The organism is Mesobacillus jeotgali (assembly GCF_031759225.1).
GTDB classification, from domain to species: domain Bacteria; phylum Bacillota; class Bacilli; order Bacillales; family Cytobacillaceae; genus Mesobacillus; species Mesobacillus jeotgali_B.
In genome coordinates, this window is sequence record NZ_CP134494.1 from 1,901,856 (window position 1) to 1,927,047 (window position 25,192).

Consider the following 25,192-nt stretch of genomic DNA (forward strand, 5'->3'; position numbering starts at 1 on the left):
TAACGTAAAGAGATACAGAATTGCTTTAATTGGGAGTGGATGAATTATGGTAGAAGCACCAGGGGATTTTATGTTTACTTTATCTAGGTTTTACAAGACATCGTTAATGTTAAAAAGACCAAATCATTTTCGGATTTGGTCTTTTTGTGCTAATCCACGGATAGATCGTCCTTGTTGATCATACGGATGGTGGAGATAATTCCCCTGCACACCAGCATTTTAATAGCTAAACTGATCAATGAGTGCTGCCAGCTCCATCCTCTTTTCCAGGTGATTAAATTTGTCTTTTTGGCAGCGAAGGTTTCAACTAATACTTGAGGAATTAGGAACGGAAAAAGTTTTAGGATGATCCCGCTCGGTTTGCTATTAAGTGTCCATTGGTTGTAATAAAGAAGCATTAATGGGTAATGGACATAGTCAAAAGGTAAGTGGATCTTGAAACTTTTCTTAAAGGGTCTGATATCGTATTTCAGATAGCCTCTGGAGACGAGGTACCGGTCTGCCCATGAGTTGCCAATAATGCTGACAAGATATACGATGACCCAATCTTTGAATGAACGTTTTACGATCGCAAAGGGTAATAGGAAAATACCTATGATTGTTAAAGTATAAAGAAATCCGACAGATAATGTTCTTTGTTTTTTGCGCAAGAGTACCACCTCATCATTAACTTGTAACAATGGAGATAATTTATGTATGCCAATCTCTTTCAATAAAAATCGCGATTGAGGGAATAATTCATTTAACAGATAAAAAAGAAGGTGAGACCTTGCCGCGAAAAACCGCTGATAATCCTGAGGGAAAAGAAAGTGAACAGCTGGATATTATACCACAGAAGGACATATCAAAGGAAGAAATCGAAAAACTAAATCATATGTTGGCAGCAGTGCTTAACTATATTTCCGATGATGAAGTTGAGGTCATTGATATTGATTATTTGCTCAACAATACGGAAGGTCTCCGGGACTGGTGGGACCAATACCGTGAAAGAAACAGAAAAAAGATTGAAGAGGAAATATCAAAAGCACTTGGTGATCTTTCAATTGAGGAGTTAGAAAATCTCAGAGAGAAAATAAAGGGGAAAGACAAAGAGTGAAGGAATTTGCTTATGATTGGACTGCTTTTGTCTGTCGTTATTTTTAACATAATTGCATTCAAAATGAATAAAAGGCTTACCCTTACCCATATTGTGCAAATTTGGACATTCACAATCGCCGTCCAGATGCTTTTTGACTTGATCATTGAGTTCAAATTCCACAGCTATTGGTACTTTGGAATGGGAGTTGACTGGGAGGGACTGATTCCAAGAACTGTATTGCTCCCGCCAGTAAATCTCATCTTCTTAAATCTATATCCTTTTGGTAAAAGTGTAAAGATTAAAATTGCTTTTATTATATGCTTTGTAGTCGCAATCTTAATGTATGAACTGGCGACCTTGCTTCCGGAGCCCTGGGGCTATTTCCATTATGGCTGGTGGAAAATCTGGTATTCAGCACTCATCGACCCGATTCTTCTATGCTGTTTACTTGGTTTTTACAAGTGGATTCTATGGTTGGAAAAGAAGGACCGTCATAAAGCACTCCCGAACTAGGGGGTGCTTCATTTATTAGCTGGGAACAGACATTTATTTAGATAGGAAAATATAGACAAATAAGAAGGTGAATTCCAGGAAATAGAGAATCTTTATACAGAGGTGAGTACATTGAAAAAACAATTAATCAGGGTAGGGACAATTTATATACCAGTAGAGGATCCAACAGAATCCTCGAAGTGGTATAAAGAAAAGCTTAACGCCAAGTTGAATTATCTGGATGAAGACAAGGCAATCATGGATATGGCTGATGTCAGTCTGTTTTTGGTGAAGGCCCAAGGACAGAGTTCAAATTTCACGGACTTCAATGGAGAGGAAAGGTTTCTCCTTACCTATGAAGTGGATGGACTTGATGCTCTTATAACATTACATAATGAGTTTAGGGAAAGAGGAATTAAAGTCGGTGAGATTGAAAACAGAGGTCATGCAGGCAGGAATTTTGTATTTTATGATCTCGTCGGAAACAAATTCGATGTATGGAGTGAGCTGAGTCCACTGTATAAAGAAAGGCTCGTGGGCGAGGAAGAATGAAGTTTGTTTTGATATTTGGCCCTCAGGCTACAGGGAAGATGACAGTCGGGCATGAACTGGAAAAAATAACGGATTTAAAGCTTTTTCATAACCATATGACGATTGAACTGGTTAATCCTTTTTTTGACTACGGTACAAAGGAGGGGAAGAGGCTAGTTCGCTTGTTTAGAGAAGAATTATTCAAAGCGATGGCCAAAAGTGACCAGGGCGGAATGATCTTCACATATGTATGGGCGTTTGATATGAAGGAAGACTGGGCGTAAGTAGAAAAAGTTTGTGGAATTTTCGAGTCAGAAGGCGGGAAAGTCTATTTTGTTGAATTGGAAGCAGATTTGGAAGAAAGGCTGGCACGAAACAGAAGTGCCCACCGGTTAGAGCACAAGCCGTCCAAGCGGAATCTAAAACGGTCAGAAAGAGATTTGCTTGCGTCTATGAAGCAGTATCGATTGAATTCGCATGAAGGTGAAATCCAAAAAGCCAACTATTTCCGGATTAATAACACGAATTTGACTGCATCAGAGGTTGCCAGACGAATTAGAGACTATTTCAATTTATGATGATAGGGGGAGAGTCGTATGGAATCAAGTAAACTATTAGAACAAAAAATTCAAGAAAAAGAGAAAGAGCTCAACCGTGTAAAACTGGAATTGGCTACATTGAGAAAACAGCATCCTTCTTTTGAAGTTGCCAACTATGAACTGACCGACACCGAAGGCAGGAAGGTGCTGTTAAGTGAGCTCTTTAACGATAAAAAAGAATTGATCATTATACACAATATGGGAAAGTCATGTGCCTATTGCACACTATGGGCTGACGGGTTCAGCGGTTTTACCAGCCACCTTGAGAACAGGGCAGCATTCGTTTTGACAAGTCCTGATGACTACAAGACATTAGCGGATTTTTCAATGGAACGAGGCTGGGCATTCAAAAGCGTTTCGACCATGGGGCCAACTTTTAAAGAGGACCTTGGCTTTAAAAATGTGGAGGGATTCTGGCCAGGAGTTTCGATACTGTTAAAGGAAGAAGACGGAAACATCAAACACTACACTAAAGCTTCTTTCGGACCCGGAGATGATTACTGCAGTATTTGGTCACTTTTTGAGTTACTGCCGGATAGTAGCGGGGGCTGGGGGCCAAAACAGAATTATGGACAGTAGGGTCGAGCTATTTTCCATAATTCTGGGTGAGATAATCGAGGTCGTTAAGCTTCCAGAACAAGGATGTACCTCGGAAGTGTATAAAATTATGAGTTTTTTTAAGGAGGCTAAATATGTGCCAGGTTGTTAAAAAGGATTTTAAAATCATTGCTAAGAAACATACAGGGCTGTACAAAGATTATGCAGAGTTGGTACCGAAGGCAGCACAGCAATTTTTGAGGAGTGCGCCAAATCTAGCGGGAACTGAGGTTACCGTGTACGAGCCTAAAGCGAGTGAGAGCCATATTGAGGGAACTTTCTTTGTAGGGGTATTGGTAAATGATGAGGTGGATACCTTACCCGAAGGAGCGGAATTTCTAGATATCCAACATTCATATGGTATGATTCGGGGAAAAGAATCAGAGATGGGCAGCTTATATTCACTGCTGGATCAATGGATTGATGAAGAAGGTTATGAGAGGGACACTTTTAAGGAGTTTATTATAGAAACCTACCATCCTATGGAAAATGATGTAGAAGAAGTAGAAATATATATTCCTGTGAAAATCTAAGACAATTTCTTCCGTATATGGTAATCTATTTTAGATTTGTCTTTCTTTAGAAGGTGGAGGGGATAGGATGGAGTTTAGAGGTGCCTCTGTTTACGACGAGGGTGATTTTTATGAAAATTTTACGAAGCGAAGAAATCGGCCGGAAAGTCCAAACAATATCATTGAGAAGCCAATTTTACTAGAGTTGCTCGGAAATGTGGCTGGACAAAGGATTCTCGATTTAGGATGCGGTGATGCGGAAATTGGGGTTGAGCTTTTACAACGAGGCGGAGCTTCTTACCTAGGAGTGGAAGGCTCAAGGAAGATGGTTGAAGCTGCAGCCGGAAACCTGGAGGGAACAACTGGTCAGATTTTACACTCTTCGATTGAAGAATGGCAGCCAGTGCCGGGACAATATGACTTTGTGATTTCTCGTTTTGTACTCCATTACTTAGCCGATTTAAGCAGCGTTTTTACAAAGGTCCATGACTCGTTGGTGCCTGGCGGAAAGTTAATATTCAGCGTTCAGCATCCGGTTCTCACTTCCTCTACGAAAAGTGCAGAAGGTTCGGGCAAGAGGACAGATTGGGTTGTGGATGATTATTTTAACCAGGGAGAACGTGTCGAGCCGTGGATCGGAAAAAAGGTGATCAAATACCATCGGACCGTTGAGGAGTACTTCAAGCTTTTATTGGCAGCTGGGTTCATGGTTGAGGATTTAAGTGAGGGAACCCCTAGCGTCCATAATTTTTCCAGCCGGGAAGAGTATGAGCGGAGGATGAGAATTCCGCTGGTGCTGATGATGTCGTGCAGGAAGATGGGTTGATATCGTGGAAGATGATGTGGATCTGGTTTAAGCCTTGAAATTGGTATCCTCTAACTTAACTACATATTAATAGAAAAAACGGTAAAAAGTTTACAAAATAGCCGAATTTGATTTATTTCATCTTTACAATACTGTGTTAAAGTATAGATGTAAGGGAACTTATGAATATAAGGAGTGTTGGCGATGATTAAAAAAGTCATCATAAATTTCTTATTGGTATGTGCCCACTTCTATCTGCTTTAACATACTTTAAAAAAGTCTTAACAAATCAAGGCAAAGAACTTTATATTTCTCTATTAATATAAATACTAGGCAGGATAGCAAGTGTGGCTATCGAGGCAATCAGCGAAGGTGGGGCTGGTTGCTTTTTTTGTTTGACGACATTATTTCTAGAGGAAACATCCATAAATGTCTATGAATGTTCTTAATAGACATTTCAGAGAGGAAGCAGCCCTAAAATGTCTAAGAAAGTGGATTTAATAGACATTTCAGAGAGGAATTAGCTCAAAATGTCTAAGAAAGTGGGTTTAATAGACATTTCAGAGAGGAAGCAGCGCCAAAATGTCTAAGAAAGTGGGTTTAATAGACATTTCAGAGAGGAAGCAGCGCCAAAATGTCTAAGAAAGTAGGTTTAATGGACATTTCAGAGATGAAACAGTTTCAAAATGTCTAAGAAAGTGGGTTTAATAGACATTTCAGAGAGGAAGCAGCGCCAAAATGTCTAAGAAAGTGGGTTTAATAGACATTTCAGAGAGGAAACACGCTCAAATTGTCTATTAAATGATTTAGATCAGTAATATGGAAGGGAGATGACTGTTACATAGTTGGATACTTAGGATTTGTATAGGTTCTTCCTTTTTTTGGATTTGAATAATTGAAATGTTTTGCTAGTATTCGGCTAATTCTTTTGCCATCCGTAATTACATTGCACCATTCTTGTACAATAGGAGTAGTTAGGGGTTGCTCTGGTAACAATAATTGAATTTCATAAATACTTCGTAGGACAGCAAGTTCTACTTTTTCATTATGGCCACACATTGTACAAAATAATTTATGCCCATCCACCCTCACCTCAAAAGACTCACATGCCAAACAGGTAACACCTTTCTTTAATTCATCGTAAGAGAAGGCAGGCAATTTAGAGTTGGATGACTCAATCTGATGAAGGGAGACTAGTTTTGCTGCGAGTTTGTAATGATTGGTTGATATGCTTCCGGGCTGATTGTTAAGGTTTTCGTGGAGTCGTTTGATCTGGGTAGGGAAAATGAATGGGAGGTCTGGTTGTGCATGATACAGGGTGAACTCGGGGTTAACAAAAACGACGGAGCCTTGGATTTTAAAGTTATAGCCTAGTTGATTTATTAGTTTCTTGAAAAGCAGCCGTGTACGGTTGAGTTGGTCGAGGGGATTCTTGATTGTTACTCCGGTTGTTATCGAGGTTAGAGCGTCTTGTTTGTAGAGGTAATCTCCCTGGTTGTTCTTAATTTCGAAAATATATAAAGTGCCGGAAAATATAATTAGAGCATCGATTTGAAAGGTTGTTTTCTCAACTTCGAGCAGCAGTTCGTTCAGGATTAAGCAGCTGCTTGTCAGTGTTTCCGTCATGGCATCGAATTGTAATTCGCCTTTATATCCCTTATCGAGGTTTGAAAGATACCTTTTTTCCTCATCTGACAACTGCATTCTTTTATTCAAGATTCGCAGCTTTGATAAAATAATAGGTTCGGTTCGCTCCTTAAAAGCCACATCCATCTTCCTTCCGATTGTAGTCTACTTAATCATACTATTTTACCGATATAAAAATATTGAATTTTTTGTGAATTGCGACAAGCCTGATTGAATACAATGAAAAAACCACTTGATTCAGTCAGGAGGATTCGGAATGTCATTGAAGGTGTATGCTATTTTACTTAAAACGGCGGGCCTTGCCGTTTTCCTGGTGCCAATGTTCATGAAGGGTATGGGATATATTGCAACCATTTCTCCAGCGGTAATGTTCAGCTTAATCGCCATTGGAGTAGTTTTATTGATTGTCGGGAATGTGTTTGAGGCGAAGGCTATGCGGAACGGCGCTTATGTTAGCCGGAGAAGGTTTAGGAGATGAGGAACGAGTTTCAGCAACTGAAACTCGTTATTTTTTTAATGAAAGAATGAACCACACCAGCAAATAAAGGTAACCTGCAATGGTGAAAATAGCCCAAAGAGCTCCTTGCTTGAATTCCCTCGCTAAAAATTCGAATTCATTCATCTCCAAAGGCCTGCCGATACTATTCATAAGACTGACCATAGGAACCGAAATAATGACTAGGATCGCAATCATGGCCAGGGGAATCTGTTTTTTCTTTATCACACTATAAATAGCCCTGACAAAGATTGTCATTAACAATAAATAATAGATGATCCAAAATAAGATTTCATTCATAGAAATAACCTCCCCAAGGAATTCTATCATTTTTTTATCTAGAATGCCTGTTAGATTGTGGTAAAATTTTAGTGAGGTGAGTAGTTTGGTAGTAATCAATATTTGGGTAACGGTGATTCTTGTAATTGCCATACTTGCGACAATCGGAGCCTGGCTGAATTCGAGGATTATCTTAAAGGATTTGGCGATAATTAAAACTCATTTGGGAATCAAGGACGAGCGCAAGCCTTCCGTATTTGATAATGACCTCGATAAAGATTGAATAACAGGGTGAAAGACAGTGACGAAAATACATATAATTGGCGGGCCCGGTAGCGGGAAATCATACATAGCAGCTAAACTTTCAAAAATGCTGGGACTGCCTAAGCATGAATTGGACAACTTCTTTTGGGATTACGAGTCCGATTATTTCGGTTCGCAAACCCCTCCGGTAAAAAGGGCTGAAAAGCTGGCGAGAGTGATTTCGCAGGACAAATGGATCATCGAGGGAGTATATCATAGCTGGATTGAGGAAAGTTTCCATCAGGCAGATTATATTTTCGTGCTCAAAACGAATGTCTATGTGCGTGACTTGAGAATACTGAAAAGGTTTATCCTTAGAAAAGTGAAACTGGTTTCTTCTCCGCGAAAAGAGAATCTGAAGACGCTGATCGCCTTGCTGAAATGGAATCATCAGTATGACGGGAACAATCTGGTACAGGCAATCAAGATGATGAAGCCATACAAAGACAAAGTCATCATACTCACTAAAAATGACGATGTCTTCAAGCTTTTCACAAAGCGGAAAAGAAAGGTAGGCTAATATTAAAAAACTGCCTTTTAACCAAAGGCAGTTTTAGAACAAACTCTCAAATGGTGCGGTGCTGATTTGCTTTTCAGCAAGCCGCTTTCGTAAAAATTTATGGTCACGTTTTGGCGTTGCCAGGATATAGCCGCGGATAACAAGTTCCTGTGTGATCCTGTCCGCTTTTTCGTTCAGCGCAAGCTCGCCAATTTTACCGGCAATCTTATGCCTTGCTACATCCCTGAACAATTCAGGAACAGGACTCACCAAATCTTCAAGCAATGCCTTCTGATCATCAGGCCATAGATGCCTCGTCTGGTTTACATAATACTCTTCCCAGTCCATATCCGATTTTCCATCGTCCTTAGGGAGCTTTTTCAAAAACTTGCGGAACATGAAATATCCGCCAATCGCGAATAAACCAACCAAAACAACGACCCAGAACAAAATAAACCACAAAAACCAACCTTCAAGCTGATACATTAACCCTTCACCCACGCATTTCTAATATCTTTCCTTATTATAGTACCAGCAGTCAGAAGAAGACAAGTCTTGTGACAATTTGAGTAACACTCTTGTAAAATCGACAGCTTCTAAGTATAATAGACCTTGTTCTTCAAAACGGGGCTGAATGGGGTACTGGTGTCCCCCACGGTCTTCAAAACCGCTTGTGACCTGCGTGCCAGGTTAGCTGGGTTCGATTCCCAGGCGGTCCCGCCAAAATACATAAATTCGCAACCGCTCAGAATTGCTGGGCGGTTTTTTTATTACTTGGAAAGGTGAAGCGTCTCTTTCTATTTGGAAGCAAAAGGTACGTCCCTCTTCTTCCTTTATAGTATAATAGGAGGAATTATTCTAATATTACTAATATTTATTACTTTTATAGAAAGGGGTACAATAATGCAGTTTTTCTTTGATCACCTTGTTTGGTTCTTTAAGGAACCAGAGAAAGCAATTTCTTCCTTAAACGAGAGAGGACTACATGTTGTGAAGGGTGGCCGTCATGAGTCTTGGGGAACATATAATACCCTAACTTATTTTGGCTTAAGTTATATTGAATTTTTAGGAATTGAAAATTTATCAATAGCTGAAAAGCATGATGAAAATCGATTGATTACCCAAATTGTTGAACAGTTGGCAAAAGAAAATCGGGAAGGTCCTGCGACAGTAGCGATCCGAACAAATCAAATAGAAGAACTTGCAATAAATCTTAAGACAGAAGGACTTACAGTATATGGGCCGCTAACTGGGGAGAGAGTTCGTGCTGATGGTCAAGTAATCAGGTGGTCATTGTTATTCCCTGAATACGCGGGAAAAGAGGTTTCTTTACCGTTTTTTATTCAATGGGAAAAATCAGATGAAGAAAGGTATTCGGAATTAGAGGAACAAGGAGTCATAGAATCACACATATTTGGCCAACCAAAATTAGAAAGTGTCGGATTTGTCGTAGATGATTTGGAAAAAACACTAGAAATTTGGAGTAAATTGTTTGGCCTTAAACTAGGAGAAGAGTATATTGATCCGGAACTCAATGCCCGTTGCAGAAGCTTAAAATTGAACAGAACTAATTTATTATTTTTTACACCAATTGGAGATGGGCCGGCTGCTAAAGTATTAAAAGAAAAAGGGGAGACTCCTTTTTTAGTGAACCTGATTGACACTAATCAAAGCCACTTCTTTGAAATGATGGATGGTTATTGGAGGTTCCGGTAATATATTAAAATAATTATATAGTAAATCACAGATTAAGATTGAATAGGATCCTTACTTAGTAACCGCTCAGAATGCTGGGCGGTTTTTTTGTATCTAGATAATATCTTTACTGGGTGGGGACAGGTTACTCACTAAAGGTTTTTACCTCAGGGGTTCAGTTAGCAAAGGAACAATTTAATTAGAAAAAAATTAAGATTAAGATTTTCTAATTAGAAATGAGAATTGAATGGTAAGTCTCCTCTAGAACCGCAATAAAATTTATATTTCGAATAACGAAGTTTTTTTCTGAAATTAAGAGGAGATTGTTTCAATTTGTCGAAATAGTTTCTATACACGAAATTTTTTTAAAACAGGAGGATTCTTTCATGCAGTTTAACGATTATCCATATACAAGACCAAATATTGAAGAGGTGGAGGGGAACTTTAATCAATTACTAGAGAGGTTCCAATCTGCTGAGTCCTTTGAGGTTCAGAACGGGGTAATGAAAGAAATCAATGAGTTGCGCTCTGAGTTTGAAAGCATGAGGCAGATTGTTCAAATTCGTCAGACGATTGATACAACGGATGAGTTTTATAAGAAAGAAAAGGATTTTTTCAATGAAGTGGGACCAGCCTACAAGGGTCTAATCACTAAATATTACAAGGCACTTACAGGTTCAAAATTCCGTTCTCAGTTAGAAGAAAAGTGGGGTAAACAATTATTTTCATTAGCAGACAGTCAATTAAAGACGTTCTCTCCTGATGTGTTGAAAGACATGCAAGAAGAAAACAAACTAGTTAGTGAGTATGTTGATTTACTTGCTTCAGCTAAAATTCCGTTTGATGGGGAAGTAAAAAACCTTGCTCAGTTAGTTCCTTATCACCAATCACCTGATCGTACCATTAGGAAGGAATCAAATGAAGCGAAGTACAACTTTTTCGTTGAGCATGCCGATAAATTAGATGATTTATACGACAAGCTTGTAAAAGTACGTACTAGTATTGCTAAGAAGCTAGGATTCTCTTCTTTTACAGAGTTAGCGTATGCTCGACTTTCTCGTACTGATTATGATGCTGAAATGGTAGCAAAGTTCCGTGACCAGGTGAAAGAGTACATCGTGCCTTTAGCTACGAAACTAAAAAAAAGACAGCAGGAACGAATTGGTGTCGATACATTTAAATATTACGATGACAGCTTCAGCTTTAAGACAGGAAATCCTGATCCTAAAGGAGATGCGGAGTGGATAGTCAATCAAGCAAAGAAAATGTACGAAGAAATGTCACCTGAAACGAATGAGTTTTACACATATATGGTAGAAAACAACCTAATGGACCTATTAAGTAAAGCAGGTAAGGCTGGCGGTGGATATTGCACCTATATCAGCAAACATAAGTCACCATACATTTTCGCAAACTTTAATGGAACAAAAGGCGATGTGCGTGTATTGAAGCATGAAGTAGGACATGCGTTCCAAGTATTTGAAAGTCGTGTGTTTGAAGTGCCTGAGTACGGGTTCCCTACACTAGAAGCGTGTGAAATCCACTCAATGAGTATGGAATTCTTTGCTTGGCCTTGGATGGATCTTTTCTTCGAGGAAGATACGGATAAATACAAGTTCTCTCATTTAAGTGAAGCAGTCCTATTTATCCCTTATGGTGTAGCAGTCGATGAATTCCAGCATTTTGTGTATGCCAACCCGGAAGCAACACCAGCTGAGCGCAAGCAAGCATGGAGAGAAGTCGAGAAGAAGTACCTGCCACATCGCGATTATGAAGGAAATGACTTCTTGGAAAACGGTGGTTTCTGGCAGCAACAGGGACATATTTACAAGGTTCCATTCTATTATATTGATTACACACTAGCACAAATTTGTGCGTTGCAATTCTGGAAACGTACGCAGGAAAATACAGAGGATGCTTGGAAAGATTATCTGCACCTTTGTAAGCAAGGTGGAAGCCAGTCATTCACAGAACTTGTCAAAGAAGCGAACTTAATTTCTCCATTTGAAGATGAGTGTGTGAAATCTGTTATTGATGAGATTGAAGCTTATTTGAATACAGTTGATGATAAAACTCTTTAATGCAGATGCAAGCAAATCTCAAAACCGCTTGTGACCTGCGAGAAAGGTCAGGTGGTTCGATTTCCACGCTGTCCCCGCCAAAATACATCTTGTTGCCGCACAGTTGTCAATCTGTGCGGTTTTTTGTATAAAGAATAGCTGATCCAAAGTGAAGTGCCTTTTTCTAATAAGAAGCATAAGGTCTCTGGCTTCTGAGATACAGGGGCTGGAGAGTGTTTGGCCCATATCGTATATAATGGTTCAACGGCCAATTTTGCATTACCTTATTTATTATAGGAACCTTATATACATGAAGGGAAAAACGACAGCAACTTGATATAATAATAGAAAAGAAATTAGGGGTGTGTTAATGAGGAGAGGTACGGTTGTTATGCTCATTGTTTTGGGCGTTTTGGTAAGTGGCTGTTCGGTGGGCCTGGATAAAGGAGATATCAAGCGGTATGTTCAGAGAGAGCACGAGATAAAAGTGGAGGTTCCCCGAGAACCAACCTTGGGGGCTAAGAGTCCATCTGGTTCAACTACTGTAATAAGTAAAGATGACCCAACTCTACAGTTTGAAGTGTTTTTTCAATCTGGTATAGGTCCGTTTTTTAGTAGCATTTCAGGCGATAGCTATAAAGAAAAATCAGCATTCAATAAGTTGAATAAGGATTACCAAAACTCGCCGTTGTACGGTGAGTTTAAGGACGCGGGATTTCTTCACTCAAAGCTTGTTGATAGTACATTTTATTCTCATGACTATGATGAAAACGAAAAGAAGGCAACGCTTTATCTTTTTAAAGAGGATGGTTTTGCATTGCAAGATTCAGATTATCAGATGCTTTTTGAAGCGATGCCTTCTATTCTAAGTATTCAAGAATTGCTATCGGCAGCTAATTATAGCTTAGAAAAGATCATTGTGAATGGCGAAGAGTACTCTGAGTTCAAGAATATGTACGAATACGATAATTCTTCCGCTCAAAAGTTTGAAATAGAGGTTCCAGTTCGAAATGATTTAGCTGATATCCATTCAGCATCAGACTTGAAAAATCTCATACATAATGACCATTATTACGGTTCACTGAATACGGATACGCTAGTTAAGAAGCATTTTTTTAAAAGGGATTATCCGGTGTTCGAGGATACGATAACTGATATTGAGTCTTTAGGATTCAAAAGGGATGAGAATTCGTATGATGCGCATTTTTTGTCTTGTGAAAATAACCTTCAGAATGATGAATTAGAAAGAATCAATCTAACGGAATGCCAAGATTATATATTATTCTTAGCAATTGGAATCGAAAATGATAACTATAAAGCCATTGTGACAGAAGAAGGGTTGGAGAAATGGTGGCAGATGGTCCAAAAATTAAAGTCATCCACTCTGAACATCCACCGCGTTCAGGTGGAATTGTTGGATTCAAGTATCTATTACGTGGACGTGGCTTTTGAAGATGTGAAGTCCGTTCAATCGAAAGAAGATATGAAATCAATTATTATGGAAGAGATCGGTCATTTGATAAAATGAATTGTAAAGATTCTGCTACTGGCATAGGGCATAGATAACGGGTGTAATTTGCAGCACATCGCTATAGTAGTAAAACCGCACACTTGGTGCGGTTTTTTCTGCTTATTTCCCTAAAAACTCATTCAACGCCTCTTTATTAATATCCAAATCCACCTCCAAAACCTCCCCAACTCCTTCATAAGTTTCATTCTCAAAGCTGCCGTCTTCGGGAATTCGGATGGTTTGGATTTCTCCTGTTTCGTTGGTGAGTATGTCTTTTCCGATTGTCAGGAGTGTGGGTGTGTCGATATTGGTTTCGACGTATGTACTTAATAGGTCTAACAGTTCTGGGAGCTTGGTGACGCTGTTGAGCGATACGGCTTCTTTTTTCAACTTTGATACGACTTCTTGCTGTCTTTGGACTCGTCCGAAATCGCTTAATCGGTCCTGGCGGAAGCGGACGTAGCCTAGCAGTTCTTCGCCATGGAGCTGTTGGGTTCCTTTTTCTAATGTCATCCCAATTCCATCGGACATTTCGTATGGGATGTCTACTTCAATTCCGTCAGGGACGAGGAGGTCGACTGCTTTTACAAAGCCTTTAAAGTCGACAATCGCATAGTGGTGAATGTCCAGGCCTAAATTCAATTTGATCGTTTCCCTGAGCAATTCGGAGCCGCCAAAGGAATAGGCAGCATTTAGTTTTTGCTGTCCGTGGCCAGGGATATTCACATACATATCGCGCATAAGGGAGATCAGTTTTACTTTATGGGTTTGCGGGTTGTAATGGGCGACCATGATTGAATCTGTTCGCGCACTTTCTTCTCCGCGCGAGTCGCTCCCGAGTAACAGAATATTTACTTCCTCCGTGGTACTCTTCTCTCCTTGAAAGGAATCTGCTTCAGCTTTTTGAAATGGTTGATTAATTGCTTTGTACGTTCCTTCTATGTACTGAAATATGGTAAAAAGACCAACCATGAAGATTCCAAGGAGCAGCAGGGCGCCGATCACTCTTCCCCATCTTACTCTTTTGCCTCTCTTTTCTTTCATTATTACACCACCTGGGCTCAACTTTCCTTTTTACCAGAAGTGGTCATTATCACATAATTTCATTTCAGCTTCTTGTAGATGAGATTACAATTGTTTGAAATTCTCTTTACAACACAAATAAAAACCGTACAACGAGTCATTCTGTACGGTTAGAGAAAAGTTACTTCTCTATATTCAACTGGGCTATCCAGGTAAGCTGGAGCCAACCCAATTTCATTGATAAGCTGCTTTTCAACTGCCTTAAAGAGGAAAATGACTTGAAGTTTTTTTGAAAAAGGTGAATGTGAGAGGGAGACAGTTTCTTGATCGAGCCACTCTGCATGGATGGTTTGATCATTCATGAATGAGAATTTCTGCGGAAAGCCTTTTTTGTAAAAATAATGCTCTTGTTCCTTTGGCGTTCCAGGTTCATTCAGGCAAATATACAATGACAGGTTATCACAGAATTTCAATAAGTTTAAATGGAAAGAAAGGATGTTGTCATCCTCAATCTCTAATTCCTTCAGCAACTTCTGCTGCCTTTGTTTTTCGGCGGACCAAAAATTCTTCCCGATCATGCTTGTAGCATCTTGAAGAAATGAGGCGTAGTGGAGACTGCAAAGAAGGCCGGCATATGAATCCATCTGTGCCACCTCATCAATTCCTTCTTTATAAAATACAAGCTTCGGACTACCCGGGTAATCCATAAAGGAGTAGGGCTGCTGCGTATCTTCATTCCATAAGGGTTCTTTATCGGGCTCAATCCAGCAGCGGTCGTGTTCCCGTACGGCTAATACCACAGAATCTTTCTTTTCAATTCCGAAAAAATAATCATCTCTCCAGCATTTTGCAGCATCCCGAGAAACAAGGGCATGGTCATGTTGGGCAACCATGATAAAATCTTTCTCCCGTTCATGAATGATCATGCTTATTCCCCCGATTTTATAAATGTTTAGCATATGAGTTAAAAATGTTATAATTTTAAAGTTAGAACGGACTTTACTAGTAAAGGAAGTTTCAAAATGAATGTCATCCAAAAGCTTTTTTCAAAACCAAAAAAGGCAAAGATTGAATTCTGCCAGCGAAATTTGGAGCAGTTTTTACAAGAAGAGAACTATGCGGCCTATAACGAATTCTTGAGCCGCAAAAATGTAGCCTACAAGGAATTCGAATGCCAGAGCCGATGCAAAGAATGCAGGCTGTCTCCGTATGCTATCGTCAATGGCGATTTTGTTAGCGCCGAGGATTCGGACGAGTTGCTTAAGAAAATGGCTGATTATATAGATTGATAAGCATCGTGCTCGATGCTTTTTTTTATTGGCCGTCAGTTGGACCATTTCCACCTGGGAAAATGAAAGACTTGTCATGCAGTGCTTGATCTTGCTCGATTCGGTGATTTTCTGAATCCAGTTTCGGGTCACCGGTTCCTTTCTTTTTATCCATATAAATAGCAAGGGGAATCAAAACAATTAATGGGGACATTATCGCTAACCACAGCATCGGTTTTCCTCCTTTCGTCTATAACCAGTCAATATATAAATTTAGGATCCAAATGACAAGAACAACAAAGGCAATAAAATTGACCCATAAAGGGGAGCGTTCTTTTTGGGAGTTAGTACTGACATTCTCCTGATACTTCTTTTGGATTCTTCTTGTTTGGAAATTGGACTTCATTAAGAATTCCCCCTTAAGTAAATTTTAACATAAATATCCATCTGAAATGGCGGAGTTTTAAAAATCCTTCTTAAAACATATTTTTTAATAGAAGGAGTTGGTGCAAATGAATTTCGACATGCAAAAAGCCAACCTGCTGGCTGAGAATATCAAGGGGTTTGCGGTGTTTGTCCAGGGGTGTTATAACAATAAATCAGGGTTGATTTTAAATCATGATAAGCTTTATCAGGTTAAGCTCTGGGTTGAGGAATATAAGTTCAACCAGCTCGCTGACGAGCTTGCGAGAATCAACATGTTTGAGTGGGATGAAAAATACACATTTTTGCTGGTGGAAAGATTTACGAAAGGCCTTCGGATCATTGATGAATATGTTGAATATCATCATTCAGACTTGTTTATCCTGACAGCCCGAATCCACACACTGAAAAATTTGAGTGCACTTTTTGCTGTACAAACCGAGGAAAAATCGAGTAATGACATGTTAATTTTGTAACAAAGTTTACGAACTAAGCTTTTTCCGTAATAATAGATACAGTTTTTACCCGCTTTGGTATAAGTTTAAGAATAACCCAATGTTTCACTAGTGTAGTACAATTGTAAACCTGTTAGCCTACTTATGGGCCTGTTCAGTCTAATAAACCAAACAGGAGGTTTACAATGAAAAAAATTATCATGCTAGTTTCAATTCTTACATTAGTAATTGGTTCATATACAGTTTATGCTGAATCAACGAAAACGAACAAACCAGCTGAAACTTTGACAGCCAAAAAGGTAGATGTTGATGTGAAGGAGTCTTCGGTCACTGACAAACGCTTCATCAAGGAAGAAGAAGTGAAGCTGCTAGCCCGCCTGGTCCATGCGGAAGCAAAAGGTGAACCATATGAAGGCAAGGTTGCAGTTGCAGAAGTCGTGCTGAACCGAGTCGAACACGAACAGTTTCCTGATTCAGTAAAAGAGGTCATTTACCAGCGTAATGCATTCCAGCCGGTCCAAAATGGTGCGATTAACAAACCGGCAAGTGAGGAAGCAATTGAAGCAGTTGAAGATGCCCTTGAGAATGAAAATAATATTGATTGCCTTTATTTTTATAATCCGGATACAGCGACAAGCCAGTGGATTTTCACCCGTGATGTCGTAAAAACGATTGGAAAACATGCATTTGCCATTTAAAAGCGCGTACAGCCTAGAAAGCTGCGCGCTTTTTTGCGTTCTAAACGTTGCACACCCAACCAGCACATTCGCCACAGTATTATCATTTTTATTCCTGAAGAAATTATTATAAAATAAAGCTTACCAATTAGTGGAACGAGGGTGGTCAGGTGAAGAAGTATTCGGTAAGTTTGACTCTGGTTTTTTCAATGCTTTCATTGATATTGATGCTGTTTGGCCTAGGGTGGACAATCCAAAATCAATTTTTCAGCAAAGGAGCAACTGGAGCGATCGAGCAGGAAAAGCCAGTTGAAAATGAGGGTGATAAAGACAGTAAGGTAGTTGTGGCCCTTGGAGATTCGCTGACCCGCGGAACAGGGGATGATTCAGGCAAAGGCTATATTGGCTATCTCGTTGAAGAGCTAGAGGATAAATCGAAAGAAAAAATCACGATACATAACTACGGGGTTAAAGGCTACCGTTCGAATCAGCTGTTAGACCAGCTGAAACAAGGAGAAATCCAGAGGAAAATTAAGGACGCAGATTATATTTTAATAACAATTGGCGGAAATGATTTGTTCCAGAGTGGGCAAACGTTTTTGCAAATGGATGAGAAGCAAATTGCCCAGGCGAAAGAAAGTTATCTGAATAACCTTGGATCCATTTTAAAAGAATTGCGGACCATTAATGATTCGGCTGTCATTTTTCATATTGGATTATACAATCCGTTCATTGATTTGAATGATTCCGAACTGACAACGAAAATCGTCCGCGATTGGAATTACGATACGAATCAGCTGCTTGACCAGAATGAAAGAGCCGTCTATGTGCCGACCTTTGATTTATTCCAGCTCAGTGTGAACGATTATTTATACACAGATAAATTCCACCCGAATGCTGAAGGCTACAAGCTGATCGCGGAACGGGTCGCATCTTTGATTACATGGTAAGGGGGGAGAAGTATGAGTGAGATTACGCTGTCTGTAAAAGGGCTGAAAAAGACAATCGGCAAAAAGGAGATTATCAAAGGAATCGATTTTGATTTGAAACGAGGCGAAGTCTTCGGATTTCTTGGCCCAAATGGTGCAGGAAAAACGACAACAATCCGTATGCTTGTAGGATTGATCAAACCTAGTTCGGGTACGATTGAGATTGGCGGCTACAATGTCCGGAAGAATTTTACGAAGGCGATGGCGCAGATGGGATGTATCGTCGAAAACCCTGAGCTCTATTCCTATCTGACAGGATGGGAGAATCTCGAGCATTTTGCGAGGATGCTTCCTGAAGTGGATCGTGCGCATATGAATTATGTTGTGGAACTGGTGCGATTGGATGAACGGATTCATGATCGTGTCAGTACGTATTCGCTTGGAATGAGGCAGCGTCTCGGCATTGCCCAAGCTTTGCTGGGGAAACCAAAGGTCCTAATTCTGGATGAGCCGACTAACGGATTGGATCCAATGGGGATAAGGGAGATGCGTAATTTCATTCGTTACCTGGCGGAAGAAGAAGGATTGACCGTATTGGTATCAAGCCATCTATTGAGTGAAATACAATTAATGTGCGACCGGGTTGCGATTATTTCAAAGGGTTCCGTTATCAAAGTGGACTATGTTGAAAACCTTTTGGCCCTGCAGGAAAAAGTCATCTGGCAAGCCGTACCACGTGATATGGCAAAAGAGATTTTAGCTGGTGTGACGACAGTCTCGGATGGACCTGACGATGCATTGGTCACACCCTATATTGAAAACGAAGCCGCAACTTGGAATCGGATGCTGATCGAAAAAGGGGTACAGGTGAACGAAATGAACAGAAAGCTGCCTGCACTTGAAGACCTTTTCCTCGAACTGACTGGAGGTGAGTCAATTGATTAACCTCGTCAGGAATGAAATGCTGAAGATTGTCCGTAAAAAAAGGATTCTAGTGGTGGCGGGAATCATTGCAGTGCTTGTAGCTCTTTTTACATACTCACAATACAGGGAAATTGAAAGAAGGCTTGAGCGTTTTGGAGATATAGACTGGCGAACGACCCTGCAGCAGCAAATCATCGATACACAAAACCGAATCACAAGCAGCGGAATTTCTGATGAGTGGAAAAGCGAACTGCAGCTGCGAATCCAACAGCAGCAATATTATCTTGATAACAATGTGAATCCAATGGAGCCGGGTGCACCTAGCTTTGCAAGGGTGTTTGCTGAGCATTCAATCAACCTGTTCCTGCCATTGATGATCATGGTGGTCGCAGCCGACATTGTTTCTTCGGAACGCAGTGCGGGCACAGTGAAACTTTTGCTGACACGACCGGTGAAGCGCTGGAGAATCTTGATGAGTAAATACATCACCTTGGTATTATCCGTCTCGATCATCGTGCTTCTGTTTGGGATTCTATCCTACTTGATATCTGGTCTCATTTTTGGCTACCAAGGATGGTCGGCCCCTGTTATAACCGGATTCAATGTCGAAGGCAATGAACTGAATACAAACGCTGTACAGATGATCCCTCAGTGGCAGTATTTGTTGATGGAATTCAGCTTAGTGTGGTTTGTGGCGCTGATTGTCGGGACGATCACATTTATGCTATCTGTGTTGATCCGGAATACGCCAGCCGGGATGGGCGTCATGCTCGCCGCGCTGATATCCGGAGCCATTCTCAGCAATATGGTTTCCTCCTGGGAGCAAGCAAAATACTTGTTCATGATCAACCTGAATCTGACCGGATACCTGTCCGGGCAGGCACCGCCAATTGAAGGGATGACGCTAGGATTTTCGCTAGTGATTTTGACCATTTGGGGATTGGCAGCGTTGATTGTTTCGTTTGCTGTCTTTATCAGGCAGGATATATATTAAAATGTGTTTACCCTGGCCTTTTTGGCCAGGGTTTTGGTGATTTTATGGGGTAGGGAATTGTTTCAGCAGATAATCTAACGGTAATTTAAGGGTTGCGGCTTTTTTTTAACGGTTGGGAAGAATATATTAACGGCTGCGGCAGTTTTTTCGCCGGTTAGACAGAATTTACGTACGGTTGTAGTAATTTTATCACCGGTTGACATGTTTTTTTGAATTTTGCAAAAGGTTGAAACTTTTTTGCAGCTATGAACGTATTAAAAACCGAGGTGAGGTGCATGTTCAAAATCACGCCGCAGTGCTCGGTATGCAAGAAGGAAATTCAAGCGAATGAAGAGATTTTCGTGAAAATGAGGTACCCGGAAACAAAGGGGATGACGGAGATCAAGGCATTTATCAAGTATCAAGGAAAAATAATTTGCGAAGTGTGCTTGAATAAGTAAATTTACGGGAGGAACCTGGGATGTTTGTTGAAAAACGGTCAGAAAAGAGAAGGAAAAAGAAGCATGATGGCAGCTATACTTTTTGGGATTTGGTTTTTGATATTTTATTCTGGATTCCGGAGTTGATCGTTCTCCCGTTCCGACTGGTTTTCTATCTTTTCAGGTTCCTTGCGAGGTCAATATTTGATGGCATATAAAAATCCTGCGATGCTAAATCGCAGGATTTTCTGTACTTATAGCTTCCTAACCCTGAAATTGCTGTGCAGCACGGGCCAGTTCTGCGGGAAGGAGGGTCCTAGCACCCAGAAGCTTACACCGCGAAGTCCGTACTCTTTTACAGTATCGTATTTGGCCTGGACGCTTCTTGCGTCTTCATACCAGACTTCATGCTGCTGGCCGTCTGCGTCGGTGTAGCGGAAAAATGGTGACTGATAAGTATCGTGATATTGGATATTGACGCCCTGCTGTGCAGCCAGTTCGACGGCTCCTTTTGGGCTGACGGTCCTGGCGTAGGTGCCCTGTACCCATGGTATTCGCCAGTCACGCCCGTATAGCGGAACACCCATCATGATTTTATCTCGCGGAATGGCTGTTACGGCATAGTCCAATACTTTTCTTACTTCACTGAGCGGTGCGATTGCCCAAGGCCTTCCGCCGGACCATCCCCATTCATATGTCATGATCACAACGAAATCGACAATCTCGCCGTGAGCATCATAATCATGTGCTTCATACAGAAGGCCCTCCTGATCGGCTCTTTGTTTTGGAGCCAGAGCAGTCGAAACGGTATAGCCTTCAGGATGCAAGCGAGCGACGGTTTTTCTTAAAAAGTTGTTATAGTTTTCGCGGTCTTCTGGATAGACGTATTCGAAATCGATATTCAAGCCGGTATAGCCTTTTTCCTTCATTTTAGCGAGGATATTGGTTAACAGTGTGTCCTGGACATCTGGATTCCGAAGGATAGCAGCTGCCCGGTCCGAGCTGAAAGAGCCATCCGCTTCATTAGTAATTGTCAGCAATGGTGAAGTGTTGGTCCTAGTTGCCGCTTGAAGAACATTTGTATCCTGTAGATTCATCAGTGATCCATCTTCGCCCGTTTTATATGAAAAAGGAGCAAGATAGGTGAAAAGGTGGCCACGAGAAAGCACATTTCTTCTGCCTATATCATCCATCCTCGTAATATATGCATTCACTTCAACTACAGGCTTTGCAGGCGCTGGAATCCTTAGAACACCACCGGGATAAATGACAGCTGGATTAGAAATATTATTGGCGGCTTCTATTTGGTTCACAGTTACCCCATATCTCTGGGCAATCGCCCACAGGGTTTCGCCAGACTGGATGGTATGAAGCAGATACGGCATTTGAAGCATTTGTCCGACAAAAATAAGAGAAGGATCCGAGATATTATTATAGCTTGCAATTTCCTGTACGGTGACTCCGTAGCGAGAGGCAATGGACCATAAGCTATCACCCTGCTGGACGATATATTCCCGATTATTTTCAGGTATAACAAGCGATTGACCTACCACCAGCACATTCGGATTATCGAGTTCATTCCCTAGAATGATTTGGTTGATGGTTGTTTGGTATCCCTGGACAAGTCTCCAAAGAGTATCTCCTTGTCTAACGACATGTATTTTCATAGTAAATCAGCCCCTTAGTAATACTACCTCTTAACAACATATGCGGCAAAAAGATGTCCTATTTTCAACGTAACAAATTCTGAAAATTGAGAAAAAGGGGTATGCATTTTCCTCATTTCGTATATAATAGGTAGAAAACTATAAAGAATAAAGGGGAAAATGGTATGGTTACGTACGGCACTTTTTTACTTTTAGTAGAAGAGGCGGAGAAGTTGAACTGCAAAGTGATTTATGACTCTAAGAAGAAAATCAATTTTAACCCAAACATGTCCATAACGATTCCATTATCAACCACGTTGGAAAATGTATATGCCTTTGCTCACGAAATTGGCCATTGTATTGATTTTGTCAATGACGAGCTCGACTATGAAAAATGGCTGAATGACTGGTCTTATCGTATTACGGCTGAAATGAGTGCATGGGTCCATGCCTATAAAATACTTAAGAATTTGAATGTACCATTGGATGGGTGGAAGGATCACGTTGATTCCAAACTCTCGACTTATTTTAAATATCATGAAGTGATTGCATAACTGGCTCAGGCCGGTTTTTTTTACGGAAAAAATAAATTTATCTAGTTTGCGAACGTTTGTTCGGGATATAATAATGTTAAGTACTCCCGAAAGGATGGTCAGCATGAGAATACGAGACAGAGGAAAGATGAAATTTATGCCTGCCCACTTTATGCCGGAACATCGGGCATTATTAAGGGAACTAGCACGTGATGACCTGCGGCAGCCACGGCCAATGCTCGACGAATACGAAATTCAGGAAATGGAAAATGAAATTTGCCGCGCCATGGAATATACATACCTAGTGCAGATCACAAAGTGGGATGATGGATTTACATATGAAGAAAAAGGCCATGTCCATTATCTTGATCCAATAAGGAAGGAAGTACGAATGGTGACAGATGATGGAAGTGCAGTTTCCATGAAGTTCAAGGATATTGTCGCTGTGGAGATGATCGAGGGACATGGAAAATAATTCTTTTAAAAGAACATTCTGTAATTTATATTTAGGATAGGTTATTAAAACATTCTCCTTTGAAGGGGGCTATTCGGTTATGAACCAGGATGTTTCTCATTTGAACTTTGAAAAACTTAGGACGGAATTATCAGCGGAGGCTGGCAAAGGGTATCCCATGTTTATCGCGGGAATTATTTTCTGGCTGTTGATGGGAGTTGGAGGACTTTTTGTGCCACATCAAATCATGGTTTGGATTTATCTGTTCGGCATAGGTCTGGTATTGCCTCTAGGAATTTTGGTTTCAAAAGTTGTACACGTAAATTTTCTCGCCACACATAATCCGCTTTCAACTATCGGCGGGTTAGTGGGTGGTATCCAAATCTTCTTCGCGCCGCTCATCATTCTTATAGCATACCAGCAGCCGGATTGGATTCCGTTCGTTGTCGGTGTTTTAACGGGTGCCCATTTTTTGCCGTATGTAGCCATTTACCGAAGCAAGGGATATATATTCCAAACGGTTGCCACTGTCCTGGCTGCCTCTGTGATCGGTTTCGGCTGGATGGACCAAGCTTATTCACTCATTCCTTTTTCACTTATCATTGTTTATTCTATTACATTGTTCTGGCTGATGAAGGAAGCAAAAGTGGTAAAGAAAGAATGGACAATTGCAGAGAAAGATATTTCAATCAGAATGTAAGTTTATAAATGGGGGATTAATGGATATTGAAGTCAGAAGACTAAACTCAGGAAATTATCCGGGCTTGTGCCAAGCTTGAAGTTTACGAGAATAGCCATTTGTTGCGAAAAATACTGCGAGGATTGTATGGGCGCATGATGATCCAAAATTCCGCGTTTCGCTATCTGTAAGTACGTGTTAGTAAATGGTTTGTATGTAAATATGGCGAAAAGGCTGATCACGATTGAAAATAGTGAGCATGTTAAAAAAATAAGGTGAATTTTTAGCGGTGCTTCTGATTGCTGAAGTACCGTTTTCTCTTAGTTGAAGGGATATATTCAGGTTATAGAAATACAAGGCAGGTTAATATTTGAAGGAGCTGTCAGAATTGAAGGATTACAGTATAAAAACATATGAAGAAGCGATTCAGGTTATAGAAGAAGTTGGTTTTCTCCCGCTGGCTCGATTGGTACCTGAATTCCCCGCGCTTAATACAATTACTGCTCCTGAGTCGTGGCATTCAGATACAGAATTTGACCCGTGGATTTGGCGGACAAGATTTGCTGTTGAGGGTGTCGCAGGCTATGGAAAGTTCATTAAGAAAAAGTCCGTTCTGATTTCACGTGATTTACTGCCATTTTTCAAGGCTGTTTTAGGCAGTTATGAAAAAGTTGAAGAACGATACCAAAAAGGAAATGTATCGAGAGAAGCTTTGACACTATACCGAACCATTAGTGAACAAGGGGTCATAGATACAAGAGAGTTGAGGACTCTGGCGGGATTAAGAGAGAAAGAGCACAAAAAGGTGTTTGACAATGCTTTATTGGAACTGCAGGGAACGATGGATATTGTCATTTCAGGAATCAAGGAAAAGACAAATGCGGAAGGTGAAAAGAATGGCTGGAGCAGCACATCCTTTGAAACTTACGATTCCTGGTCTAGTAAAAATAAAGTCGAAGTGGTGGCTGTGGAAAAAGGAAAGGCAAGAGAATACCTTTTGAATCATTTTCAATGTGTTGCCAGTGAAAACGCCGTAAAGAAGCTGAAGAAAATACTGGGGGAATGAGAATGGTAAACAAAGCATTAGTGATCATTGACGTTCAGAACGGAATGTTTCTGGAAGGGGAATCGGTTTTCAATGGAGATGAGCTGCTGAAAGGGATCAAGGATCTGATAGCCCGTGCTCGTTCTGCCAAAATACCAGTTGTATATATCCAACATAATGAAACATCAGGATATCCATTGGAAAGCGGAACATATGGTTGGCAAATCCATTCGAAAATTTACCCAGAAAAGGGAGACATGATTATTCAAAAAACCACATCGGACTCCTTCTTAAAAACAAGCCTTGACAAAAAGTTGAAAGAAAAGGGGATTGAACATCTCTATCTAGTTGGCATTCAAACAGAAATTTGTGTAGATACAACATGCAGAAGCGCATTCAGTAAAGGATATAAGCTTACTTTGGTTTCCGATTTACATAGCACATGGCCCAATGAAGAATTGACAGCACAGCAAATCATCAACCATCACAATGGAACAATGCGCTGGTTTGCAGATGTGCACTCTAGCCACGAAATTCACTTCACTTGAATGAAATGGATTAGAATGTTCATATGGGTAACCACTTTTAAGGGTCTATTATTCTAGTGAGGCAATAGATGA

At 40.5% G+C, this 25,192-nt stretch carries 34 protein-coding genes, 1 tRNA gene and 1 pseudogene; 27 read left to right on the forward strand and 9 right to left on the reverse strand.

Annotated features, from left to right (window positions below):
• Positions 1-149: 149 nt before the first annotated feature.
• On the reverse strand, positions 150-650 hold the full coding sequence (locus RH061_RS09435; protein ID WP_311075616.1) for a CBO0543 family protein: 501 nt from the start codon (positions 648-650) through the stop codon (positions 150-152).
• Between the two features lie 29 nt (positions 651-679).
• Between RH061_RS09435 and RH061_RS09440 the strand changes: the two genes are divergently transcribed.
• The 7 genes and pseudogenes from RH061_RS09440 (at position 680) to RH061_RS09470 (ending at position 4,635) form a co-directional block, all read left to right on the forward strand.
• Positions 680-1,096, forward strand: a complete 417-nt coding sequence (locus RH061_RS09440; RefSeq protein ID WP_311075617.1) for a hypothetical protein — start codon at positions 680-682, stop codon at positions 1,094-1,096.
• Between the two features lie 12 nt (positions 1,097-1,108).
• Positions 1,109-1,591 (forward strand): hypothetical protein, encoded by a 483-nt coding sequence (locus RH061_RS09445; RefSeq protein ID WP_311075618.1) that lies wholly within the window; start codon positions 1,109-1,111, stop codon positions 1,589-1,591.
• Between the two features lie 111 nt (positions 1,592-1,702).
• Positions 1,703-2,122: a VOC family protein gene (locus RH061_RS09450; RefSeq protein WP_311075619.1), complete on the forward strand. Its 420-nt coding sequence runs from the start codon at positions 1,703-1,705 to the stop codon at positions 2,120-2,122.
• Positions 2,119-2,679 (forward strand): annotated as a pseudogene (locus RH061_RS09455) (AAA family ATPase). The gene RH061_RS09450 and the pseudogene RH061_RS09455 overlap by 4 nt, the downstream one beginning before the upstream one ends.
• Before the next feature lie 18 nt (positions 2,680-2,697).
• Positions 2,698-3,279, forward strand: coding sequence for a DUF899 family protein (locus RH061_RS09460; RefSeq protein WP_311075620.1), 582 nt, complete (start codon positions 2,698-2,700; stop codon positions 3,277-3,279).
• 113 nt (positions 3,280-3,392) lie between these two features.
• Positions 3,393-3,830 carry a GyrI-like domain-containing protein gene (locus tag RH061_RS09465; RefSeq protein ID WP_311075621.1) on the forward strand — a complete coding sequence of 146 codons (438 nt, stop codon included), beginning with the start codon at positions 3,393-3,395 and terminating at the stop codon, positions 3,828-3,830.
• Positions 3,831-3,897: 67 nt separating this feature from the next.
• Positions 3,898-4,635 (forward strand): class I SAM-dependent DNA methyltransferase, encoded by a 738-nt coding sequence (locus tag RH061_RS09470; protein WP_311075622.1) that lies wholly within the window; start codon positions 3,898-3,900, stop codon positions 4,633-4,635.
• An 816-nt stretch (positions 4,636-5,451) separates the two neighbouring features.
• Here RH061_RS09470 and RH061_RS09475 read toward each other — a convergent pair.
• The gene (locus RH061_RS09475) at positions 5,452-6,381 is read right to left on the reverse strand and encodes a nuclease-related domain-containing protein (RefSeq protein ID WP_311075624.1); all 930 of its coding nucleotides are present in this window, start codon (positions 6,379-6,381) and stop codon (positions 5,452-5,454) included.
• 136 nt (positions 6,382-6,517) lie between these two features.
• Between RH061_RS09475 and RH061_RS09480 the strand changes: the two genes are divergently transcribed.
• Positions 6,518-6,739: a hypothetical protein gene (locus RH061_RS09480; protein WP_311075625.1), complete on the forward strand. Its 222-nt coding sequence runs from the start codon at positions 6,518-6,520 to the stop codon at positions 6,737-6,739.
• A 27-nt stretch (positions 6,740-6,766) separates the two neighbouring features.
• Here RH061_RS09480 and RH061_RS09485 read toward each other — a convergent pair whose 3' ends face one another.
• On the reverse strand, positions 6,767-7,057 hold the full coding sequence (locus tag RH061_RS09485; protein WP_311075626.1) for a hypothetical protein: 291 nt from the start codon (positions 7,055-7,057) through the stop codon (positions 6,767-6,769).
• A gap of 85 nt (positions 7,058-7,142) precedes the next feature.
• Here RH061_RS09485 and RH061_RS09490 point away from each other — a divergent pair, with 85 nt between their 5' ends.
• On the forward strand, positions 7,143-7,319 hold the full coding sequence (locus RH061_RS09490; protein WP_311075627.1) for a hypothetical protein: 177 nt from the start codon (positions 7,143-7,145) through the stop codon (positions 7,317-7,319).
• A gap of 18 nt (positions 7,320-7,337) precedes the next feature.
• Positions 7,338-7,859, forward strand: a complete 522-nt coding sequence (locus RH061_RS09495; protein ID WP_311075628.1) for a P-loop NTPase family protein — start codon at positions 7,338-7,340, stop codon at positions 7,857-7,859.
• A gap of 33 nt (positions 7,860-7,892) precedes the next feature.
• Here RH061_RS09495 and RH061_RS09500 read toward each other — a convergent pair whose 3' ends face one another.
• Positions 7,893-8,324, reverse strand: coding sequence for a DUF2621 domain-containing protein (locus RH061_RS09500; protein ID WP_311075629.1), 432 nt, complete (start codon positions 8,322-8,324; stop codon positions 7,893-7,895).
• A 140-nt stretch (positions 8,325-8,464) separates the two neighbouring features.
• Here RH061_RS09500 and RH061_RS09505 point away from each other — a divergent pair.
• The 4 genes from RH061_RS09505 (at position 8,465) to RH061_RS09520 (ending at position 13,121) form a co-directional block, all read left to right on the forward strand.
• A tRNA-Sec gene (locus RH061_RS09505) sits at positions 8,465-8,561 on the forward strand.
• 180 nt (positions 8,562-8,741) lie between these two features.
• Positions 8,742-9,554 carry a VOC family protein gene (locus RH061_RS09510; protein WP_311075630.1) on the forward strand — a complete coding sequence of 271 codons (813 nt, stop codon included), beginning with the start codon at positions 8,742-8,744 and terminating at the stop codon, positions 9,552-9,554.
• Positions 9,555-9,919: 365 nt separating this feature from the next.
• On the forward strand, positions 9,920-11,614 hold the full coding sequence (locus RH061_RS09515) for a M3 family oligoendopeptidase (RefSeq protein ID WP_311075631.1): 1,695 nt from the start codon (positions 9,920-9,922) through the stop codon (positions 11,612-11,614).
• Between the two features lie 349 nt (positions 11,615-11,963).
• Positions 11,964-13,121, forward strand: coding sequence for a hypothetical protein (locus tag RH061_RS09520; RefSeq protein ID WP_311075632.1), 1,158 nt, complete (start codon positions 11,964-11,966; stop codon positions 13,119-13,121).
• 102 nt (positions 13,122-13,223) lie between these two features.
• On the opposite strand, the gene RH061_RS09525 is transcribed toward RH061_RS09520, so the two are convergent.
• Both RH061_RS09525 and RH061_RS09530 read right to left on the reverse strand, forming a co-directional pair.
• On the reverse strand, positions 13,224-14,147 hold the full coding sequence (locus RH061_RS09525) for an LCP family protein (protein ID WP_311075633.1): 924 nt from the start codon (positions 14,145-14,147) through the stop codon (positions 13,224-13,226).
• Between the two features lie 149 nt (positions 14,148-14,296).
• Complete coding sequence (locus tag RH061_RS09530) at positions 14,297-15,052, reverse strand: DUF3891 family protein (RefSeq protein WP_311075634.1); 756 nt, start codon at positions 15,050-15,052, stop codon at positions 14,297-14,299.
• 96 nt (positions 15,053-15,148) lie between these two features.
• Between RH061_RS09530 and RH061_RS09535 the strand changes: the two genes are divergently transcribed.
• Complete coding sequence (locus RH061_RS09535) at positions 15,149-15,415, forward strand: DUF1450 domain-containing protein (protein WP_311075636.1); 267 nt, start codon at positions 15,149-15,151, stop codon at positions 15,413-15,415.
• Positions 15,416-15,440: 25 nt separating this feature from the next.
• Here RH061_RS09535 and RH061_RS09540 read toward each other — a convergent pair whose 3' ends face one another.
• Both RH061_RS09540 and RH061_RS09545 read right to left on the reverse strand, forming a co-directional pair.
• On the reverse strand, positions 15,441-15,626 hold the full coding sequence (locus RH061_RS09540; RefSeq protein WP_311075637.1) for a hypothetical protein: 186 nt from the start codon (positions 15,624-15,626) through the stop codon (positions 15,441-15,443).
• Positions 15,627-15,644: 18 nt separating this feature from the next.
• Positions 15,645-15,800 carry a hypothetical protein gene (locus RH061_RS09545; protein ID WP_311075639.1) on the reverse strand — a complete coding sequence of 52 codons (156 nt, stop codon included), beginning with the start codon at positions 15,798-15,800 and terminating at the stop codon, positions 15,645-15,647.
• Positions 15,801-15,906: 106 nt separating this feature from the next.
• Between RH061_RS09545 and RH061_RS09550 the strand changes: the two genes are divergently transcribed.
• From RH061_RS09550 to RH061_RS09580, 7 genes are all read left to right on the forward strand, one after another.
• The gene (locus RH061_RS09550) at positions 15,907-16,293 is read left to right on the forward strand and encodes a hypothetical protein (protein ID WP_311075641.1); all 387 of its coding nucleotides are present in this window, start codon (positions 15,907-15,909) and stop codon (positions 16,291-16,293) included.
• 164 nt (positions 16,294-16,457) lie between these two features.
• Positions 16,458-16,970, forward strand: a complete 513-nt coding sequence (locus tag RH061_RS09555; RefSeq protein ID WP_311075642.1) for a cell wall hydrolase — start codon at positions 16,458-16,460, stop codon at positions 16,968-16,970.
• A 149-nt stretch (positions 16,971-17,119) separates the two neighbouring features.
• Positions 17,120-17,899: an SGNH/GDSL hydrolase family protein gene (locus tag RH061_RS09560; protein WP_311075643.1), complete on the forward strand. Its 780-nt coding sequence runs from the start codon at positions 17,120-17,122 to the stop codon at positions 17,897-17,899.
• Between the two features lie 12 nt (positions 17,900-17,911).
• The gene (locus tag RH061_RS09565; protein ID WP_311075644.1) at positions 17,912-18,823 is read left to right on the forward strand and encodes an ABC transporter ATP-binding protein; all 912 of its coding nucleotides are present in this window, start codon (positions 17,912-17,914) and stop codon (positions 18,821-18,823) included.
• Positions 18,816-19,796: a DUF2705 family protein gene (locus RH061_RS09570; RefSeq protein WP_311075645.1), complete on the forward strand. Its 981-nt coding sequence runs from the start codon at positions 18,816-18,818 to the stop codon at positions 19,794-19,796. The genes RH061_RS09565 and RH061_RS09570 overlap by 8 nt, the downstream gene beginning before the upstream one ends.
• 275 nt (positions 19,797-20,071) lie before the next feature.
• The gene (locus RH061_RS09575) at positions 20,072-20,236 is read left to right on the forward strand and encodes a Fe3+ hydroxamate ABC transporter substrate-binding protein (protein ID WP_311075647.1); all 165 of its coding nucleotides are present in this window, start codon (positions 20,072-20,074) and stop codon (positions 20,234-20,236) included.
• 20 nt (positions 20,237-20,256) lie between these two features.
• On the forward strand, positions 20,257-20,433 hold the full coding sequence (locus tag RH061_RS09580; protein WP_311075648.1) for a hypothetical protein: 177 nt from the start codon (positions 20,257-20,259) through the stop codon (positions 20,431-20,433).
• A 36-nt stretch (positions 20,434-20,469) separates the two neighbouring features.
• On the opposite strand, the gene RH061_RS09585 is transcribed toward RH061_RS09580, so the two are convergent.
• Entirely contained in the window at positions 20,470-21,882 is a 1,413-nt protein-coding gene (locus tag RH061_RS09585; RefSeq protein ID WP_311075649.1) for a LysM peptidoglycan-binding domain-containing protein, read from the reverse strand.
• A gap of 164 nt (positions 21,883-22,046) precedes the next feature.
• On the opposite strand from RH061_RS09585, the gene RH061_RS09590 reads away from it, so the two are divergent.
• From RH061_RS09590 to RH061_RS09610, 5 genes are all read left to right on the forward strand, one after another.
• A complete protein-coding gene (locus RH061_RS09590; protein ID WP_311075650.1) occupies positions 22,047-22,415 on the forward strand; it encodes a hypothetical protein in 369 nt (122 codons plus the stop codon).
• Positions 22,416-22,518: 103 nt separating this feature from the next.
• Entirely contained in the window at positions 22,519-22,869 is a 351-nt protein-coding gene (locus tag RH061_RS09595) for a YolD-like family protein (protein WP_311075652.1), read from the forward strand.
• A gap of 79 nt (positions 22,870-22,948) precedes the next feature.
• Positions 22,949-23,548 carry a DUF7010 family protein gene (locus tag RH061_RS09600; RefSeq protein WP_311075653.1) on the forward strand — a complete coding sequence of 200 codons (600 nt, stop codon included), beginning with the start codon at positions 22,949-22,951 and terminating at the stop codon, positions 23,546-23,548.
• A 349-nt stretch (positions 23,549-23,897) separates the two neighbouring features.
• Positions 23,898-24,593, forward strand: coding sequence for an AlkZ-related protein (locus RH061_RS09605; protein WP_311075654.1), 696 nt, complete (start codon positions 23,898-23,900; stop codon positions 24,591-24,593).
• 2 nt (positions 24,594-24,595) lie between these two features.
• Positions 24,596-25,120, forward strand: a complete 525-nt coding sequence (locus tag RH061_RS09610; protein ID WP_311075655.1) for a cysteine hydrolase family protein — start codon at positions 24,596-24,598, stop codon at positions 25,118-25,120.
• Positions 25,121-25,192: the final 72 nt, after the last annotated feature.